General features: G+C 73.0%; 14 protein-coding genes. 10 read left to right on the top strand and 4 right to left on the bottom strand.

Features of this window, described 5'->3' with window-relative positions:
- The first annotated feature begins 361 nt into the window (after positions 1 to 361).
- The gene (locus CD790_RS10505; RefSeq protein ID WP_144382924.1) at positions 362 to 2179 is read left to right on the top strand and encodes a hypothetical protein; all 1818 of its coding nucleotides are present in this window, start codon (positions 362 to 364) and stop codon (positions 2177 to 2179) included.
- 82 nt (positions 2180 to 2261) lie between these two features.
- On the opposite strand, the gene CD790_RS10500 is transcribed toward CD790_RS10505, so the two are convergent.
- A complete protein-coding gene (locus CD790_RS10500; protein ID WP_144382923.1) occupies positions 2262 to 3674 on the bottom strand; it encodes a glutamate decarboxylase in 1413 nt (470 codons plus the stop codon).
- A 142-nt stretch (positions 3675 to 3816) separates the two neighbouring features.
- The gene (gene leuE, locus CD790_RS10495) at positions 3817 to 4557 is read right to left on the bottom strand and encodes a leucine efflux protein LeuE (RefSeq protein ID WP_144382922.1); all 741 of its coding nucleotides are present in this window, start codon (positions 4555 to 4557) and stop codon (positions 3817 to 3819) included.
- 120 nt (positions 4558 to 4677) lie between these two features.
- Between leuE and CD790_RS10490 the strand changes: the two genes are divergently transcribed.
- The 3 genes from CD790_RS10490 to CD790_RS10480 all read left to right on the top strand — a co-directional run bounded on the left by CD790_RS10490 (position 4678) and on the right by CD790_RS10480 (position 8495).
- The gene (locus tag CD790_RS10490) at positions 4678 to 5445 is read left to right on the top strand and encodes a MerR family transcriptional regulator (protein WP_144382921.1); all 768 of its coding nucleotides are present in this window, start codon (positions 4678 to 4680) and stop codon (positions 5443 to 5445) included.
- 295 nt (positions 5446 to 5740) lie between these two features.
- Positions 5741 to 6451 (top strand): DedA family protein, encoded by a 711-nt coding sequence (locus CD790_RS10485; RefSeq protein ID WP_144382920.1) that lies wholly within the window; start codon positions 5741 to 5743, stop codon positions 6449 to 6451.
- A gap of 361 nt (positions 6452 to 6812) precedes the next feature.
- Positions 6813 to 8495 (top strand): threonine/serine exporter ThrE family protein, encoded by a 1683-nt coding sequence (locus CD790_RS10480; RefSeq protein WP_399217434.1) that lies wholly within the window; start codon positions 6813 to 6815, stop codon positions 8493 to 8495.
- A 361-nt stretch (positions 8496 to 8856) separates the two neighbouring features.
- On the opposite strand, the gene CD790_RS10475 is transcribed toward CD790_RS10480, so the two are convergent.
- The gene (locus CD790_RS10475; protein ID WP_144383347.1) at positions 8857 to 9351 is read right to left on the bottom strand and encodes an inorganic diphosphatase; all 495 of its coding nucleotides are present in this window, start codon (positions 9349 to 9351) and stop codon (positions 8857 to 8859) included.
- Between the two features lie 86 nt (positions 9352 to 9437).
- Between CD790_RS10475 and dacB the strand changes: the two genes are divergently transcribed.
- The 6 genes from dacB to folE all read left to right on the top strand — a co-directional run bounded on the left by dacB (position 9438) and on the right by folE (position 17389).
- On the top strand, positions 9438 to 10952 hold the full coding sequence (dacB, locus tag CD790_RS10470) for a D-alanyl-D-alanine carboxypeptidase/D-alanyl-D-alanine-endopeptidase (RefSeq protein WP_399217279.1): 1515 nt from the start codon (positions 9438 to 9440) through the stop codon (positions 10950 to 10952).
- A 93-nt stretch (positions 10953 to 11045) separates the two neighbouring features.
- Entirely contained in the window at positions 11046 to 12212 is a 1167-nt protein-coding gene (locus CD790_RS10465; RefSeq protein ID WP_144382918.1) for a zinc-dependent metalloprotease, read from the top strand.
- Between the two features lie 301 nt (positions 12213 to 12513).
- A complete protein-coding gene (tilS, locus tag CD790_RS10460; RefSeq protein WP_144382917.1) occupies positions 12514 to 13737 on the top strand; it encodes a tRNA lysidine(34) synthetase TilS in 1224 nt (407 codons plus the stop codon).
- Positions 13738 to 13798: 61 nt separating this feature from the next.
- A complete protein-coding gene (hpt, locus tag CD790_RS10455; RefSeq protein WP_144383346.1) occupies positions 13799 to 14338 on the top strand; it encodes a hypoxanthine phosphoribosyltransferase in 540 nt (179 codons plus the stop codon).
- Positions 14339 to 14581: 243 nt separating this feature from the next.
- Positions 14582 to 16624: an ATP-dependent zinc metalloprotease FtsH gene (gene ftsH / locus CD790_RS10450; RefSeq protein ID WP_144382916.1), complete on the top strand. Its 2043-nt coding sequence runs from the start codon at positions 14582 to 14584 to the stop codon at positions 16622 to 16624.
- 159 nt (positions 16625 to 16783) lie between these two features.
- Positions 16784 to 17389, top strand: coding sequence for a GTP cyclohydrolase I FolE (folE, locus tag CD790_RS10445; RefSeq protein WP_144382915.1), 606 nt, complete (start codon positions 16784 to 16786; stop codon positions 17387 to 17389).
- A 176-nt stretch (positions 17390 to 17565) separates the two neighbouring features.
- Here folE and CD790_RS10440 read toward each other — a convergent pair whose 3' ends face one another.
- The gene (locus CD790_RS10440; RefSeq protein WP_144382914.1) at positions 17566 to 18702 is read right to left on the bottom strand and encodes an esterase family protein; all 1137 of its coding nucleotides are present in this window, start codon (positions 18700 to 18702) and stop codon (positions 17566 to 17568) included.
- Positions 18703 to 18794 lie beyond the last annotated feature (92 nt).

Raw genomic sequence — 18794 nt, 5'->3', positions numbered from 1 at the left:
CGCGGCGAGCGCGCGGCGCGTGCCGCGCGGTCGCCGCGGGAAAGTCGCCCCCCACGGTCGCCCCGCCCGCCTCGTCCACGGCCGTCCACGGCCGCCGCGGGAAACCCGACACCTCACGGCCGCAGCCGTCACCAGTCGGGCGCCAACCCCGATCGGCGCGACGGCTTTCGGGTCCGTGTGGAGCCCAACCAGGCGCCGGCGGCCGGCCCCTCGCCCTCCCCGTGGGCCGGTTCCCGTACTCCGTGGGCCGGTTGCGGCGGGGCTCGCGGAGCTCGACCGCCGCGCCCGAGTGCGACGAGCCGACCGTACGACTGGTGCTCAGGCCACAGCGCCACGGCCCGGTACCGGCTACGGTGCTGCCATGGCGATCAACCGCGCGGGAACGGCAGGCGAGCCCGGCTACGCCCTGCTCATCGCCGCCGGCCCCCGTGGCAAGAACGGCCGGCAGCGCATCATGGACGCCGGGGCGGTCCTGCCTCAACTCGCCGCCGTGGCACCGACCGTGTTGGTGGGCACCCCGGCCGGCGCCAGCGTCGTCCAGCTGGTGGACCCCGACGATCCGCAGACCGTGCTGACCCACCTGCGGACCGCGGCCGCCCACCCCGGCCCCGTGCTGGTCTATCTGGCCGGGCAGCTCACCCTCGACGCCAAGCAGCGGCTCCCGCACCTGGCGCTCGCCCGCACCACCCCCAGGACCGCCCGCTACACCGCTCTGCCCTGGCACTGGCTGGCGGCGGAGCTGGCCAAGCGGCCGCCGGGCAGCGAGACCACCGTCGTCGCCGATCTGGTGGCGGACGGGACGGTGTGGCCCCAGGGGAGCGGGGACCGGGCGGGCGGCAAGGGCGCCGGCGCGTCCCGGCTCGGGATCGACCCACGCCAACTCGCCGCCGGGCTCACCCTCTACGGGGCCCTCGCCCCCGCCCCGCCCAAGCGTGAGGTCTTCACACCGGTCTACAGCCGGGCCCTCGCCGCCGCGCTCCGCGGCGCCGCCGATCGCCCTCCCCTCGCACGCCTCCACGAACACGCCGCGGTCGAGGCCGGACTCTCCGACGGCTCCGCCCTACCGCTCCAGCCGGCGAACCACGGCGCTCCCGCCTTCCCCGCGGAGGGGCCCGCGACTCCGGAGGCTCTGGCGACCTCAACGGCGACCCCGACGGGTTCGGCGACCTCGGCGGGTCTGACGGCTCCGCAGGGCCGGCCGACTCTGGCGGGCCCGGACACCCTGGGGAGCCCGGCCGCTCTGGAGGGCCCGGTCGCGCCCCCTGTGGAGCCCGGGCCGGCGGCAGACGTGAGTTCCGCCAGTTCCGCCTCCTTTGGAGACGCCGTGTCCGCCCCAGGAGGGACTCTCGCCCCGGGAGCCGGGGTCGCGGCCGGGGTCGCGGCCGGGCCCGGGCCCGCCGCAGAGGCCGGCTTCGTGCCGGAGCCCGGCTCCGCCGCGGAGGCGATATCCGTGTCCCGCGCGGAGGCCGGTGCCACGGAGGAGCCGGCCGCCGGTCCCCGCGCGGACGCCGGTTTCGCCGAGGAGCCGGTCACCCGTCCCCGCGCGGACGGCGACGGCGGCTGGTCCGACTCCGAGGCCCTTCCACCCCCCGTCGGCCCGCCCATCCTGATCGTGCCGCCGCCCGCGGTTCCCGTGCCGCCCCTGCCGGCCGCGTTCCCGGCCGCACCCCCGGCGCCCGCCGCGCCGCCCACCGCTCCGCCCGTGCCCGTCGTGCCGCCGCGCGGGGCGAGGCCTTCCGAGCCGTATCACTCCGACCCGCACGCGGCGATCCTGGAGGCGGCCCGCGCGGGGCGGCACAGCGAGGCGGCGTCCATGGCGGCCGCCTGGGAGCAGGAGGCCATGCGGGCCTCCGGGCCCAGCTCGCCGGAGGCGGTCCACTGGCTGGAGGTCCGGGCCGACCTGGCCCGGCTCGCCGACGACCCGGCCCGCGCCTGCGAGTTGTGGATATCCGCCGCCGGCCTGCGGCTGGCCAACGAGCAGCCGCCCGGCCACCCCGATGTGGAGGGCGCCGCCGACCGGGCGCACCACCAGTGGCAGCAGATCGAGGACCCGGCCCGGGCCGGGGCGCTGGCGCCCGCCCTCATCGAGCTCCGCGGCCGGGTGCCGGGGCGCCGCCCGGGCGCGCTGGAGGCGGTGCGCCGCCGAGCCACCGTCCTGGGGGCCGGCGGGCCGGGCTGACCCGCGGGCCCCGCGCGGCCGACGGGCCCCGCGCGGCCGACGGCCGGCGGAGCGGGCGGGGCGGGGACGGCCCCGCGGCGCCTCAGTGGTGGAAAGCGGTCACCGCGGTCCCGCGCTCCAGCGACGGCTTGGACTGCCGCCGTAGTTCGGGCAGCAGCATCCGCAGGTCGTCCAGGAGCAGGTCCGCCAGATCGGCGGTGAAGCCGTTGCGGCACACCATCCGCAGCACCGACAGGTCCTCGCGGTTCGGCGGGAAGCTGTACGCGGGCACCAGCCAACCCCGTTCCCGCATCCGCCGCGAGACGTCGAAGACGTCGTAGTTCCTCACGTCGTCCGCGATGGTGAAGGCGAAGACCGGCAGCTCGTCGCCGCGGGTCAGCAACCGGAAGTCGCCCAGCTCCTCGATCCGGTCGGCGAGCCGGCAGGCCACGTCGCGGGAGTACCCCTGCACCGCGCGGAACCCGTCGATCCCCAGCCGGAGGAAGGTGTAGTACTGCGCCACCACCTGGGCGCCCGGCCGGGAGAAGTTCAGCGCGAAGGTCGGCATGTCGCCGCCCAGGTAGTTGACGCGGAAGACCAGCTCCTCGGGGAGCGCCGCCGCGTCCCGCCACAGCGCCCACCCCACCCCCGGGTAGACCAGCCCGTACTTGTGCCCCGAGGTGTTGACCGAGGCGACGCGGGGGAGGCGGAAGTCCCACACCAGCTCGGGGTCGAGGAAGGGCGCGACCATCGCCCCGGAGGCGCCGTCCACATGGACCGGCACGTCCAGCCCGGTGCGCTCCTGGAGCGCGTCGAGCGCCGCGCACACCTCGGCGACCGGCTCGTAGGACCCGTCGAAGGTGGAGCCGAGCACGGCGACGACCCCGATGGTGTTCTCGTCGCACAGCGCGGCCGCGGCCTCCGGGTCCAGATGGAAGCGCTCGCCCTCCATCGGCACCTGGCGCGCCTCCACCTCCCAGAAGGTGCAGAACTTCTCCCAGCAGACCTGGACGTTGGCGCCCATCACCAGGTTGGGCCGGGCGGTGCTCGGGTAGCGGTCCGCGTTCCGCCGCGCCCAGCGCCGCTTGAGCGCCATCCCGGCGAGCATGCACGCCTCGCTGGACCCGGTCGTGGAGCAGCCCACCGTGGTCTCCGGGTCCGGGGCGTGCCACAGGTGGGCGAGCATCGCCACGCACCGCCGCTCCAACTCGGCGGTGCGCGGGTACTCGTCCTTGTCGATCATGTTCTTGTCGCGGCACTCGGCCATCAGCCGGCCGGCCTCGGGCTCCATCCAGGTGGTGACGAAGGTGGCGAGGTTCAGTCGGGAGTTGCCGTCCAGCATCAGCTCGTCATGGACGAACTGGTACGCCGCCGAGGGCGTCATCGGGCTGCCGGGCAGCCGGTGCCGGGGCGGCTCCGACTCCAGGCCGCGCAGCGGGTCGGCCGCGAGGAAGAAGGGGTTGACGGAGAAGCCCCGCTCCTCGTCGCTGCCGCTGGTGCCCTTGTGGAGTGACATCGGATGCGCGCCCCTCAGCTCGGTCCGGCCCGGACGGCCGGGGCCGGCGCGGGTGCGGTCCGACCGGTCCGGGCCGTGGTGATCGCGACCTTACGGGCATGACTCCCGTAAGGGGCGTACCACCACGCCCCGCGGCACCTCCTTACCCCGCGCCGCTCAGCGACAGCTTCGCCGCGAAGCCCAGGAAGGCGGTGCCCGCGGCCGCGGAGAGCCCGGCGGTCAGCCGCTTGCGACGGCGGAAGGTCGCGGCCAGGAACGAGCCGCTGAAGATCAGGATGGTCAGATAGGTGAAGCTGAACAGCTGCGCCCAGGCGCCCAGCGCCACGAACGAGAGCGCCGGGTGGGCGTACTCGGGATCGACGAACTGCACGAAGAACGAGATGAAGAACAAGATGGCCTTGGGGTTCAGCAAGCTGATCACCACCGCCCGGCGGAACGGTCGCTCGACCGCCTCCCTCTCCTTCGCGGAGGCGTCCGAAGGGCCCGCCACCGAAGCCGTCCCGGAAGCCCTGGAAGCTCCGGAAGCCCTGGAAACCCCCGAAGCCCCGGGGGCCTTCGTGGCGTCGGCCCGCGCGCCCCGCTCCCGCCACAGCGTCCAGGCCCCGCGCAGCATGCCCACCGCGAGCCAGGACAGATAGCCGGCGCCCGCGAACTTCACCACCGCGAACAGCACCGGGCTCGCCTGGAGCAGCGAGGCCACCCCGCCGGCCGACAGCGCCATCAGCACGGTGTCGCCGACGAGTACCCCGCCCGCCGCCCGGTAGCCGGTGCGCGGCCCGCGCCGGGCCGCCACGGAGACCACATAGAGGGAGTTCGGCCCCGGCAGCAGGATGATCAGGGCGAGCCCCGCCAGATACGTCGAAAGATCGGTTATCCCCAGCATGGACGGCAGGATCGCACCGGCCCGCACTCCCGCCCCGGGGATTTCCGCGATGTGGACTTGCACCTCACGCGGCGTGAGGGCGGAACGTGGAGCGCGAACCGACCGAGGGAGCGGAAAGCGATGAGCTACTCCGTGGGACAGGTGGCGGGCTACGCCGGCGTCACGGTGCGCACCCTGCACCACTACGACGAGATCGGGCTGCTCAGGCCGAGCGGCCGCAGCCGCGCGGGGCACCGGCGTTACGACGACGCCGACCTCGACCGGCTGCAGCGGATCCTGTTCTACCGGGAGCTGGGCTTCCCGCTCGACGAGGTCGCGGCCCTCCTGGACGACCCGGACGCGGACCCGCGGGAGCACCTGCGGCGCCAGCACGAGCTGCTGACCGCCCGGATCGCCCGACTGCAGGAGATGGCCGCGGCCGTGGAGCACGCCATGGAGGCACGCGCGATGGGCATCAACCTCACGCCCGAGGAGAAGTTCGAGGTCTTCGGGGACCACGACCCGGACCAGTACGCCGAGGAGGTCGAGCAGCGCTGGGGCGACACCGACGCCTACCGCGAGTCGCAGCGCCGGGCCGCCGCGTACACCAAGGAGGACTGGCTGCGGATCAAGCGGGAGGGGGAGGAGCTCGTCGAACGGCTGGCGGCCCTGATGGCCTCCGGCGCCGCGCCGGACTCGCCGGCCGCGACGGACCTCGCCGAGGAGCACCGCTCCCAGATCACCCGCTACCACTACGAGTGCTCGTACGAGATGCACGGCTGCCTCGCCGAGATGTACGTCGCCGACGAGCGCTTCACCGCCTTCTACGACGCGACCGCGCCGGGGCTGGCCGCCTTCCTGCGGGAGGCGATCCTGGCCAACGTCCGCCACCGCGCGGAGGGCGCGTAGCGCCGGCGGGCTCCACGGTGTCCCGGGGCGCCCCGCGCCGCCGCGCGCGTCCGCGCGGGGCGTCACGGGGCGTCACGGTGGGGCGCCGACGGTGAGCCGACGGTGCGCCGACGGGGCGTGACGAGCGCCGGGCGGAGCGCGGCGGGAGACGGTGGGGCCACTGGAACCGGAGTCCGGGGTCTGGCGTTGATATTTTGGGCGGCACCATCCATGCACCGCGTCCGCCGTCTGCCCCACTCACCTGCGGCCGGGCCTCGCACGAGCCTGCACCACTCGACCCAGGAGCCTGTCACCCGTGACCACACTCGCGCTCGGACCCAGTTGGCTGGACGCAAACCATCTGATCGACACCTTCGGCCCGTGGGGTGTCATGGCGATCGTCTTCGCCGAGTCGGGCCTGCTCATCGGCTTCTTCCTGCCCGGTGACTCGCTGCTGTTCACCACCGGCCTGCTGATCACCACCGACCAGCTCTCCACGGAGCTGTGGCTGATGTGCCTGGGCATCGTGGCCGCCGCGATCCTCGGTGACCAGGTGGGCTATCTCTTCGGCAGAAAAGTCGGGCCCTCGCTGTTCCGGCGCCCGGACTCCAAGTTCTTCAAGCAGGAGAACGTGGAGAAGGCCCACGAGTTCTTCGAGAAGCACGGTCCCAAGTCGCTGGTCCTGGCCCGCTTCGTGCCCGTCGTCCGCACCTTCACGCCGATCATCGCCGGCGTGAGCCGGATGAACTACCGCTCCTTCCTGATCTTCAACATCATCGGCGGAGTGCTGTGGGGCGCGGGCGTCACCGTGCTGGGCGCGCTGCTGGGCAAGACCGCCGTCGTGCGCGACAACATCGAGGCGATGCTGGTCGGCATCGTGCTCATCTCGGTGATCCCGATCGTGATCGAGTACCTCAAGGCCCGCCGCCAGGGCAAGAAGGCGGCCGCCGCCGCGCCCCCCATGGGGGCCACCGGCCCGCAGCCCCCGCAGCCCCCGGTGCAGCGCGGGCGCCACGCCAAGCGCTGACCCCGTCGCGCTGACTCCGTCGCGCCGACCCGGCCGCCCCGGACCGCCCGCGGGAGCCCCGCGCCCGGCGGCCGTGGCCGGAGAAGCACCCCCAGCGGGCCCCTGGACACCTGTCCAGGGGCCCGCCGGCCGTGTGGGGGCCGGCGAAACCGGTTACCCGAGTCCGTCGCCGCGCGCTCCTAGACGCTTGTTCGGGGGCCCGCTGGGCAGGCGCACCAGCGATCGTGCATGGTTGCTGTGACAGCGGCCGGGAGGCGTATGAGGGCACGAGGAGCGAGCGGTGGCGGAACCAGACCACACCCCCGAGCGGGGCGGCGCACGGGAGTCGGGGGTGCCGGCGAGCCGGGCGGCCCAGCCACCGGTGCCGCCCGTGCCACCGGTGCCGCCCGTGCCACCCGGTCCCGAGGACCGCAAGCCCACCTCTGACGAGGCGCACAGCGCCTTCACCCCGCCGCTGGGCGTGCCGCTGCCGCCGCCGCCCGAGGACGAGCACCCCACCTCGGAGTTCGCCGTCCCCGAGGGGCTGACCACCGAGCCGCACGGCGAGCCGGAGGGCTCGGCCTTCACCCCGCCACCCGGCGTGACGACCAGCTCCTCCACCACCGGCAGCATCCCGGTGCTGACCCCGCCGCACGGCGTCCCGGTGATCCGGCTGACCAAGGACGCCCCCTGGCAGGACCGGATGCGCACCATGCTGCGCACCCCGATCGGGGAGCGCCCGACGCCCGAGCGGCCCGAGAAGCACGACGAGACCGGGCCCGCCGTGCCGCGTGTGCTCGACCTCACACTCCGCATCGGCGAACTGCTGCTGGCCGGCGGCGAGAACGCCGAGGACGTCGAGGCCGCGATGCTCGGCGTGGCGCACGCCTACAAGCTGGACCGCTGCGAACCCACCGTCACCTTCACCCTGCTCTCGGTCTCCTACCAGCCCTCGCTGGTCGACGACCCGGTGACCGCGAGCCGGACGGTGCGCCGCCGGGGCACCGACTACACCCGGCTGGCGGCCGTCTTCCGGCTCGTCCACGACATCACCGCCGAGACGGTCACCCTGGAGGAGGCGTACCGCCGGCTCGCCGAGATCCGCCGTAACCGCCACCCCTACCCCGGCTGGGCGCTCACCCTGGCCAGCGGCGTGCTCGCCGGCGCGGGCAGCGTGCTGGTCGGCGGCGGCGCCGAGGTCTTCCTCGCCGCGGCGATCGGCGCGATGCTCGGCGACCGGCTGGCCTGGCTGGCCTCCGGACGCGGGTTGCCGGAGTTCTACCAGTTCGTCGCGGCCGCCATGCCGCCCGCCGCGATGGGGGTCGCGCTGAGCCTGGCGCACGCCGGACTCCAGGCGTCCGCGGTGATCACCGGTGGGCTGTTCGCCCTGATCCCGGGGCGAGCGCTGGTCGCCGGCGTCCAGGACGGGCTGACCGGCTACTACATCACGGCCTCCGCCCGGCTGCTGGAGGTCGGCTATCTGATCGTCGGCATCGTCTGCGGCGTGCTGACCGTGCTCTACGGCGGCGTCCAGCTGAACGCCAAGCTCAACCCCGAGGCGGCGCTCAAACACGTGGAGCGGCCGGTGACGCAGACGCTCGCCGCCATGCTGCTGGTCTTCGCCTTCTGCGTGCTGCTCCAGCAGGAGCGTCACACCCTGCTGTTCGCCACCCTCAACGGGGGCGTCGCCTGGGTGATCTACGCCGCGCTGCACGACACGGCCGGCGTCCCGGCCGTCGCCGCCACCACGGTCGCCGCCGGCCTGGTCGGCCTCTTCGGCCAGTTGCTGTCCCGCTACCGCTACGCCTCCGCGCTGCCGTACGTCACCGCGGCCATCGGCCCGCTGCTGCCCGGTAGCGCCACCTACTTCGGACTGCTCTCGCTCGCCCAGGGCGAGCTGGACCCGGGCATCGCCCACCTCACCCGCGCGGCCGCGCTCGCGCTGGCCATCGCCATCGGGGTGAATCTCGGTAACGAGGTGGCGCGGCTCTTCATCCGCCCGCCGCGGCTGGAACCGCACCGCGTGGAGGCCCGCCGGGCGGCCAAGCGCACCCGCGGCTTCTGAGCCCTCCCGCCCTCGCGACGGGTTAAGCCGCCGGCCGCGACGCCCTCATGGCCGGGCTTGGGGTCTCCGTCCGGGTTCGGGGAATCCATCCCGCCGCGACGGCGCGCGACCCCGGTGGTGGAGACCGGCGGTGCGAACCGGCCGCGTCCCGCCGAGCGGCGACGGAGCCGAGGCGCGCCGCCGGTCCCCGCCGTACGGGTCCCCGCCGCGGCCGGCCTGATGGCCGTCCCTCGGTTTCCGGCCCGGCACGCCCGGGCCTCCGCGCGGCGGCACCGGGCATGAGAAGGGGCGGGCCGGGGGATCTGGTCCCCCGGCCCGCCCCTGAGCGCCGGTGCGCGCTATCGCGCGACAGCGCTATGGCTCAGTGCGCGCCGCCGGCGGCCTCAAGGCGCTTGACGGACGCCTCGACCTCGGCCTCGGCCTCGGCGCGGCCGACCCAGCTGGCGCCCTCGACGGACTTGCCCGGCTCCAGGTCCTTGTAGACCTCGAAGAAGTGCTGGATCTCCAGGCGGTCGAACTCCGAGACGTGGTGGATGTCCCGCAGGTGCTCGACGCGCGGGTCGGACGCCGGCACGCACAGCAGCTTGTCGTCGCCGCCGGCCTCGTCGGTCATCCGGAACATGCCGATGGCGCGGCACTTGATGAGGCAACCCGGGAAGGTCGGCTCGTCCAGAATGACCAGGGCGTCCAGCGGGTCGCCGTCCTCGCCCAGGGTGCCCTCGACGAACCCGTAGTCAGCCGGGTAGCTGGTCGACGTGAAGAGTCGGCGGTCCAGGCGGATCCGACCGGTCTCGTGGTCCACCTCGTACTTGTTCCGCGAACCCTTCGGGATCTCGATGGTGACGTCGAACTCCACGGGTGGCTCCTCCATGATCAACACATACGTCTGGTGATTAAGTGTCCCCCACGCAGGTGTGTGGTGGCGAAAGGGGCTGGTCCGACGTGCCTGAGGCCAGATCGTGGCAGGTCAGATGTCTTGACGGGTGGCGAGGTGCCACCCGGGCGCAGCGTGAGACCTGGCGGCTGACCGCGCTGTCGGCCGTCGTCGGACTGGCGGTCGCCACCGGAACGGTGGTGGTGGCCGGGCCCTGGGACTCGGGCCAGCGTACGGCCGAGCGCGCCCGCGCCGCCGAAGACCGCCGTACGGGTGGCGAGCGTCACGTCCGCCCCGCCTCCCCGCCCGGCGCCGCGCCGGTGCTCGCCCCGCTGGGCGCGCTCACCGGCCCCCGCGACCGGGGCGGCGAGGCCGGCGGCCAGGACGCGCTGCCGCCGCCCACCTGGCCCGGGCTCGCCGACGCTCTCGAACCGCTGCTGAAGGACCCGGCACTGGGACCGGTGCGCACCGCGTCCGTCCTCGACGCCGCCACCGGCCAGCAGGTCTACGGCGCCGAGGCGGACTCCGGCACCACCCCCGCCTCGGCCATCAAGGTGGCCACCGGCGCCGCCGCGCTCTCCGCGCTGGGCCCCGGGCACCGCCTCACCACCCGGGTCGTGGCCGACCCCGACCACCCGGATCGGGTGGTGCTCGTCGGCGGCGGCGACCCCACCCTGACCGCCCGTCGTGTCGACGGCCCCGACGCCCCCGCCAGCCTGCGCGAGCTGGCCGACGCCACCGCGCGGACGCTGAAGCGGCGGGGGATCGACGGGATCCGGCTGGACTACGACACCTCGCTCTACTCCGGCCCCGTGCTGCACCCCATCGGCCCCAACGAGAACATCTCGCCCGTCACCCCCCTCATGGTCGACGAGGGCCGGCTCGACGACAGCGCCTACGGGCCGGCCCCACGCGCCGGGGACCCGGCGGCCGACGCGGCCGGGATCTTCGCCGAGATGCTCGCCGACCGCGGCGTGGAGGTCCGCGAGGAACCGGCCCGCCACACCGCGCCGAAGAACGCCGACGAGCTGGCCGCGGTGCGCTCACAGCCGCTCTCGGCGCTCGTCGAGCGGATGCTCACCACCAGCGACAACGACATCGCCGAGGCGCTGGCCCGGCACACCGCCCACGCCTCCGGCGAGCCCGCCAGCTTCCACGGCGCCTCCCGGGCCGTCAGCGCCCGGCTCAAGCGGCTGGGAGTGCCGGTGGCGGGTGCCCGGTTCGCCGACGGCAGCGGCCTGGACCGGGCGGACCGGGTCTCCGCGCGGCTGCTCGCCCAGGTCCTGGTCCGGGCCGCCGGCCGGGAACACCCCGAGCTGCGCCCGGTCGTGACGGGGCTGCCGGTGGCGGGCTTCACCGGCACCCTCCGCGGCCGTTGGGCCGAGGACGCGGCCGGCCGGGGCGTGGTGCGTGCCAAGTCCGGCACCCTGACCGGCGTCAACACCCTCACCGGCACCGTCGTGGACGCCGACGGGCGGCTGCTGGTCTTCGCCTTCATGACCACCGGCACCACCGATCCCCAGGCCGCCCAGCGCGCCCTGGACCGCCTGGCCTCGGCGGTGGCCTCCTGCGGCTGCCGTTGACGACCACGGGTGTGAGCGCCGGCCGCCCCGTCGTGGCCGGGACGAAGCCGGCGACTCCTCCCACACGCCCCGCGTCCCACGTACCGTGAAGCCATGACGAGCCTCGGTGATGCGGAGATGGTCGACTGGAACCTCGCGGTGGCGACCGCGACCCGGCTGGTGCGGCCGGGGCCCGAGGTGAGCCGGGACGAGGCGCGGGCCGTCGTCGCCGAGCTGCGCCGGCACGCCAAGGCGTCGGAGGAGCACGTACGCGCCTTCACGCGGATGTTCCCCGACGGCGCGGGCGGCGGAGAACCGGGCGGCGGGCGGGCCGGCGCCCCGAGCGCGGCGGACACCCCCGTCCTGGTGGTCGACCGGGCGGGCTGGATCCGGGCCAACGTGGCCGGCTTCCGCGAGGTGCTGCGCCCGCTGCTGGGCAAGATGCAGGAGCGCCGCGGCGGGGTGCCGGGCGGGGCCGTGCTCGGCACGGTGGGCGGCAAGGTGACCGGCGTGGAGCTGGGCATGCTGCTGTCGTTCCTCGCCTCCCGGGTGCTCGGCCAGTACGAGACCTTCGCGCCGCCCAGCCGCGAGCTGCCCGCGGCCTCCCCCGCCGGCGGCCGGCTGCTGCTCGTCGCGCCCAACATCGTGCACGTGGAGCGCGAGCTCGACGTGGAACCGCACGACTTCCGGCTGTGGGTGTGCCTGCACGAGGAGACGCACCGCACCCAGTTCACCGCCGTGCCCTGGCTGCGCGACCACCTCGAGTCCGAGATCCAGGCGTTCCTCGGCGAGACCGAGGTGGACCCGGCCACGCTGCTGGAGCGGTTCCGGGAGGCCGTGCAGTCGCTGGGCGGCGGTCAGGACGGCGACGGGCAGCGCGGCGGGCGGTCCATCGTGGAGCTGGTGCAGACCCCGGCGCAGCGGGAGATCCTGGCCCGGCTCACCGCCGTGATGTCGCTGCTGGAGGGCCACGCGGACTACGTGATGGACGGGGTCGGCCCGGGCGTCGTCCCGTCCGTGGCGGAGATCCGCGAGAAGTTCCAGAAGCGGCGGGCGTCGGGCGCCGGCCGGCTCGACCAGGCGCTGCGCAGACTGCTGGGACTCGACGCCAAGCTGCGGCAGTACCGTGACGGTGAGCGCTTCGTGCGGGCGGTGGTGGACCAGGTCGGCATGGACGGCTTCAACCGGGTCTGGACCTCGCCGAACACGCTCCCGACCAAGACGGAGATCAGCAAACCCGCCGACTGGGTCGCGCGGGTGCACCGTACGGGAGAGCCCTAGCTCCGGCACCCCCTACGGCAGGTGAACGCTCCCGCTATCACTCGTCCGAGGGACCGTGAGTCACGGGTAGGCGTGCGATGCTCGGGGAACAGCTCGCTTCTGTCACCATCAACGTACTCAGCGTGACGAAAGCCCCGAAGTGACCCGCCCCGAGGCCCGCGAACCCCCTGAAGGGCCCCGGCCGGCGGGCACCGCGGCGGCTGGTGTGCAACCGCGCTGACACCGGCTCGTGAAACAGCTCGTGACGAAAAGCTCGTACGACCCCCGAGGCACCCCCTCGATTGACAGATGGGAAACGGACATGGGTCCCCATCCTGCGGTCGCCGCGATACGCCTGGCGGTCCGCCGCGTCCTGCATGACGTCCTCCTCGACTACCCCCCGCCGCCCCCGGCTACCCGCACGACGCACCCGGCGCGTCCGGTTCCCCCCGCCGCGCGCCCCGCGACCCCCGCCCCGCAGCGCGCCGCCCCCCGCCCCCACCAGGCCCCGCCGGCCGTACCGACCGCGCCCGCCGCTCGCTCCCCGCTCTCGGCCGCCGCCTCGGCGCCGCCCGCGGCCCGCGCCTCCGTCCCCGCCCCCGGCCGCCCGGACCCCGGACAGCGTCCGCTGGTGCTCGTCGCCTGCTCCGGCGGCGCCGACTCCATGGCGCTGGCCTCCGCTCTCGCCTTCGAGGCCCCCAAGATCGGCGTCCGCGCCGGGGCCGTCACCGTCGACCACGGGCTGCAGCCCGGCTCCGACCTGCGCGCCGCCGAGGTGGCCGAGCGGCTGCGGCTGCTGGGCCTGGACCCGGTCGAGTCCATCGCGGTGACCGTCGGCCGGGACGGCGGCCCGGAGGCCGCCGCCCGCGACGCCCGCTACGCCGCCCTCGACTCCGCCGCCGAGCGCCACGGCGCCGCCGCCGTGCTGCTCGGCCACACCCGCGACGACCAGGCGGAGACGGTCCTGCTCGGTCTCGCCCGCGGCTCCGGCACCCGCTCGCTGTCCGGCATGGCCCAGGTCTCCGGCGTCGACGGCCGCTACCGCCGCCCCTTCCTCCAGCTCGACCGGCAGACCGCGCGCCGCGCCTGTCTGGCCCAGTCCCTGCCGGTCTGGGATGACCCGCACAACGTGGATCCGGCGTACACCCGCTCCCGGGTCCGCCACGAGGCGCTGCCGGTGCTGGAGAAGGCGCTCGGCAAGGGCGTGGTCGAGGCGCTCGCCCGCACCGCCCAGCTCTCCCGCGACGACGCGGACGCCCTGGACGACTGGGCCGCCCGCGCGGAGGCCGACGTCCGGGCCGTCGCCAGCGACGAGGGTGTGGAACTCGACACCGTCCGGCTGCACGCGCTGCCCCCGGCCGTGCGGCGCCGGGTGCTGCGACGCGCGGCCATCACCGCGGGCTCCCCGGCCGGTTCGCTCTTCGCCCGGCACATCGAGGAGGTCGACCGGCTGATCACCGGATGGCGCGGTCAGCGGGCCATCAACCTGCCCGGCCGGGTCGAGGTCCGCCGGCAGGGTGGCAGACTGGTCATCCGGCAGGGCTGAGCCGCCCGTGCCGCACGGAGTCCTGCAACGAACGAGAGTGGCACGGGTGGACGACAAGGACATGGGCACCGACCTCCAGGCTGTCCTGATCACCAAGGAAGAGATCGACGCGAAGCTGGCCGAGCTGGCCGCGAAGATCGACGCGGACTACGCGGGCAAGGACCTGCTCATCGTCGGCGTCCTCAAGGGCGCCGTGATGGTCATGGCGGACCTGGCGCGGGCGCTGTCCACCCCGGTCACCATGGACTGGATGGCCGTGTCGTCCTACGGCGCGGGCACCCAGTCCTCGGGCGTGGTCCGGATCCTCAAGGACCTCGACACCGACATCAAGGGCAAGCACGTCCTGATCGTCGAGGACATCATCGACTCCGGGCTGACGCTGTCCTGGCTGCTGTCGAACCTGGGGTCGCGCGAGCCCGCCTCGCTGAACGTCTGCACCCTGCTGCGCAAGCCGGAGGCGGCCAAGGTCGCCATCGACGTGAAGTGGGTCGGGTTCGACATCCCCAACGAGTTCGTGGTCGGCTACGGCCTGGACTACGCCGAGAAGTACCGGAACCTCCCCTTCGTGGGGACGCTCGCGCCGCACGTCTACGGCGGCTGAGGCACCCTGGAGACACGGCGGGAACCTGACAGGCGTTTCCGCCGTTGGAGCATGGGAGGACGGTTTGTTAACCGTCCACAGCGGCGTCGGGTGACAATGCTGGGGTACCGTCCGAAGGTCAGTCTTTTTCAGGCCGAGTAAGACACCGCACGCACAGGCAGCCGTCGGACCGGATCAAAGAGTTCGCAGAGGCTGCCGTGCCTCACTGTGGCAGGAGGGACGGGGCGGCACCGCCCCGTATGGATGGACGTGAAGCGCTACTTCCGTGGGCCGGTCATGTGGATCGTGCTGGCCGTCCTCGCCGTGGTCGTGTTGATGCAGGTCGTCGGCTCGTCCGGCGGCTACAAGTCGGTGGACACCAGCCAGGTCGTCGAAGCGATCGACAAGAACCGGGTCAAGTCGGCCGAACTGACCACCGGCGATGACCACAAGATCAAGATCAAGCTGAAGGACAACGCCCCCAAGATCGAGGGGAGCGACAAGCTCCAGGCCACCTACATCGGCGACCAGGGGCTGGAGGTCGCCAAGACCCTCCAGGCCAACGCCGAGAAGGGCCAGATCGAGGACGGCTACAACGTCACGACGTCGAAGCAGAACCCGTTCGTCGGGATCCTGCTCTCGCTGCTGCCCTTCGTGCTCATCGTCGTCGTCTTCCTGTTCCTGATGAACCAGATGCAGGGCGGCGGCTCCCGGGTCATGAACTTCGGGAAGTCCAAGGCGAAGCTGATCACCAAGGACACCCCGAAGACGACCTTCGCCGACGTCGCGGGCGCCGACGAGGCCGTCGAGGAGCTCCAGGAGATCAAGGAGTTCCTCCAGGAGCCGGCGAAGTTCCAGGCCGTCGGCGCCAAGATCCCCAAGGGTGTGCTGCTGTACGGCCCGCCCGGCACCGGTAAGACGCTGCTGGCGCGCGCCGTGGCCGGCGAGGCCGGCGTGCCGTTCTACTCGATCTCGGGCTCCGACTTCGTCGAGATGTTCGTGGGTGTCGGTGCCTCCCGGGTCCGCGACCTGTTCGAGCAGGCCAAGGCGAACGCCCCGGCGATCGTCTTCGTCGACGAGATCGACGCCGTCGGTCGCCACCGCGGCGCCGGCATGGGCGGCGGTCACGACGAGCGCGAGCAGACCCTGAACCAGCTGCTCGTCGAGATGGACGGCTTCGACGTCAAGGGTGGCGTGATCCTGATCGCCGCCACCAACCGCCCGGACATCCTGGACCCGGCGCTGCTGCGTCCCGGCCGCTTCGACCGGCAGATCGCCGTCGACCGCCCGGACATGCAGGGTCGTCTGGAGATCCTCAAGGTTCACCAGAAGGGCAAGCCGGTCGCCCCGGACGTCGACCTGTCGGCCGTCGCGCGGCGCACCCCCGGCTTCACCGGTGCCGATCTCTCCAACGTGCTGAACGAGGCCGCCCTGCTGACGGCCCGCAGCGACAAGAAGCTGATCGACAACCACTTCCTGGACGAGGCGATCGACCGCGTCGTGGCCGGCCCGCAGAAGCGGACCCGGATCATGAGCGACAAGGAGAAGAAGATCACCGCGTACCACGAGGGCGGTCACGCCCTGGTCGCGGCGGCCTCTCCCAACAGCGATCCGGTGCACAAGGTCACGATCCTCTCCCGCGGCCGCGCCCTGGGTTACACCATGGTCCTGCCGGACGAGGACAAGTACTCGACCACCCGCAACGAGATGCTCGACCAGCTCGCCTACATGATGGGCGGCCGCGCGGCCGAGGAGCTCGTCTTCCACGACCCGACCACGGGCGCCTCCAACGACATCGAGAAGGCGACCGCGACGGCCCGCGCGATGGTCACGCAGTACGGCATGACCGAGCGGCTCGGCGCGATCAAGTTCGGCTCCGACCACTCCGAGCCCTTCCTGGGCCGTGAGATGGCGCACCAGCGCGACTACTCCGAAGAGGTCGCCGCGCTGGTCGACGAGGAGGTCAAGAAGCTCATCGAGACGGCGCACAACGAGGCCTGGGAGATCCTGGTCGAGAACCGCGACGTGCTCGACAACCTGGTGCTGGCGCTCCTGGAGAAGGAGACCCTGAACAAGGAGGAGATCGCCGAGATCTTCGCCCCGGTGGTCAAGCGTCCGGCCCGCCCGGCGTGGACCGGCTCCTCGCGGCGCACCCCGTCGACGCGGCCGCCGGTCTCCTCGCCGAAGGAGCTGGCACTCACCAACGGCGTTCAGCCGGCCTCGGCGGCCCTGGCCAAGAGCACCGCGTCGGAAGAGGGCGTGGGCGCGGGTCCGGACCGTCCCGAGGAGCCGGGCACCGAGGTCTGATCGCCACGCGATCGGCAGGCCCACGGGCCGAGAACAGACCGGGACGGATGGGGTCTACAGGCCCCATCCGCCCCGGAATGAATGCCGTGTCACCCAGGTTCTAGCCTGGTGGTGACGCGGCATTCCGCATGTGTGACGCACGAGGAACGAGGCACCCCCATGACCGACCCGGTGACGCTGGATGGCGCGGACCCCATCGGTGTGTTCGACGAGAAGCGCGCGGAGAACGCGATTCGCGAGCTGCTGATGGCGGTCGGGGAGGACCCGGACCGAGAGGGGCTGCGGGAGACCCCGGCCCGCGTGGCGCGCGCCTACAAGGAGATCTTCGCCGGTCTGTGGCAGGAGCCCGAGGACGTCCTCACCACCACCTTCGACCTGGGCCATGACGAGATGGTGCTGGTCAAGGACATCGAGGTGTACAGCACCTGCGAGCACCACCTGGTGCCGTTCCACGGCGTGGCGCACGTCGGCTACATCCCGTCCCACGACGGCAAGATCACCGGCCTGTCCAAGCTGGCCCGCCTGGTCGACGTCTACGCCCGCCGTCCCCAGGTCCAGGAGCGGCTCACCACCCAGATCGCCGAGTCGCTGGTGCGGATCCTGGAGCCGCGCGGCGTGATCGTCGTCGTGGAGTGCGAGCACATGTGCATGTCGATGCGCGGCATCCGCAAGCCCGGTGCCAAGACCATCACCTCGGCGGTCCGCGGCCAGCTGCGCGACCCCGCCTCCCGGTCCGAGGCGATGAGCCTGATCATAGGGCGCTGAGCGGGGCGCCGCCGGCGCCGGGCCGGCGGCGGCCGTGAGCCGTGTGGGCCGTGTGCCGGGCTCCACGACCACGACATACGACATGCGAGCGGGCGGTCCGGAGATCTCTCCGACCGCCCGCTCGCATGTCCTGCCAGCCGTCCCGCCCCCGCGGAAACGCTGTACGCGGAAACGTTTTACTTCGGTGTCTCGACCCGGCCGGACAGCCACTCCAGACAGCCTGCGATCTCGCGGTTCCAGGTGTTGAAGTTGTGGCCGCCGCTGTCCAGGATCATCGAGGAGATGCGGGTCGGCTCGCCCCGGGCGTTGAGCGCCTTGGCCTTGTTGATGAACCTCATCGTGGCCTTGTAGTTCTTCTCACCCTTCTTGCTGCTGGTGACCAGCAGCGACACCGGCGGGGCGGGGCGGTGGTCCAGCAGCCAGTGCAGGTTGTTCTCCTTCTCCAGCCGCTCGTCGCCGCCGAAGAGGTCGCCGGTGGTGGCGTCCTTCGGAGCCTTGTAGTGGGGCGAGAGCCCGGCGGCCGCGGAGAAGGCGTCCGGGTGGCGCATGGCCATCTTCAGGGCGCAGTAGCCGCCGGAGGAGTTGCCGATGACCCCCCAGTTACGGGCCTCGGCGCCCACCCGGTAGTAGCCGCTGATGGCGCTGGGCACGTCCTCGGTGAAGAAGGTCTCGGTCTGCGGGCCCTCGGGCACGTCCATGCACTCGGTGTCGCGCGGCGGGGCGACCGTCGGCCGCATCATCACCAGCACCATCGGCTGCATCTTGTCCTGTCTGGCCAGCCTGTGCGCGGTCTGCGGGTACTTCAGGCCGTTGATCAGCGCCTCGGTGGTGCCCGGGTAGCCGGTCAGCACCAGCGCGGCGGGGAAACGCTTCTTCGCGTACTCGGGCTGGAAGTACTCCGGCGGCAGGTAGACGTACCCCGGGCTGGCGATGTCGGCCTTGGGGCCCTGCAGGGTGATCTTCTCGATCCGGCCCGCGACCCTCGGGTTGTTGGCGTTGGCCACGCTCATCCGCTTGGTGCCCACCACCTGCACCCGCTTGCTGGCGGGGGAGTCGTGGTCCACCACCACGCCCGGGGTGGTCTCGGTGCCGAAGAGGTCGGCCCAGGAGCCGTAGAAACCGAAGGACTGGTTGGCGTAGAGTCCGATCGCCGCGAAGATCGACAGCTGACATATCAGCAGGGTTCCTATGCGGCCGAGTACAGCGCGTATGCTGCCGCCCGCTAGTCGCGGCCAAAGCCACACGGTGGCGGCGAACAGCAGCACCGCCACGAGGACGGAAAGCATCACGACCTTGGTGGCGGTGAGACCCATCACAATCTTTCTGGTCGGGCGGCTCGGACGTCCCCTCTGCCGCGCGATGGAACCCTAGCTGCCCCGGCGCCGTCTTGCAGGGCGCACATTGC

Origin of the sequence: Streptomyces sp. SAJ15 (assembly GCF_007595705.1) — a bacterium.
Lineage (GTDB): Bacteria > Actinomycetota > Actinomycetes > Streptomycetales > Streptomycetaceae > Streptomyces.
The sequence above is the reverse complement of the archived record's forward strand: the minus strand, read 5'-3'. Positions and strand labels throughout refer to the sequence as shown.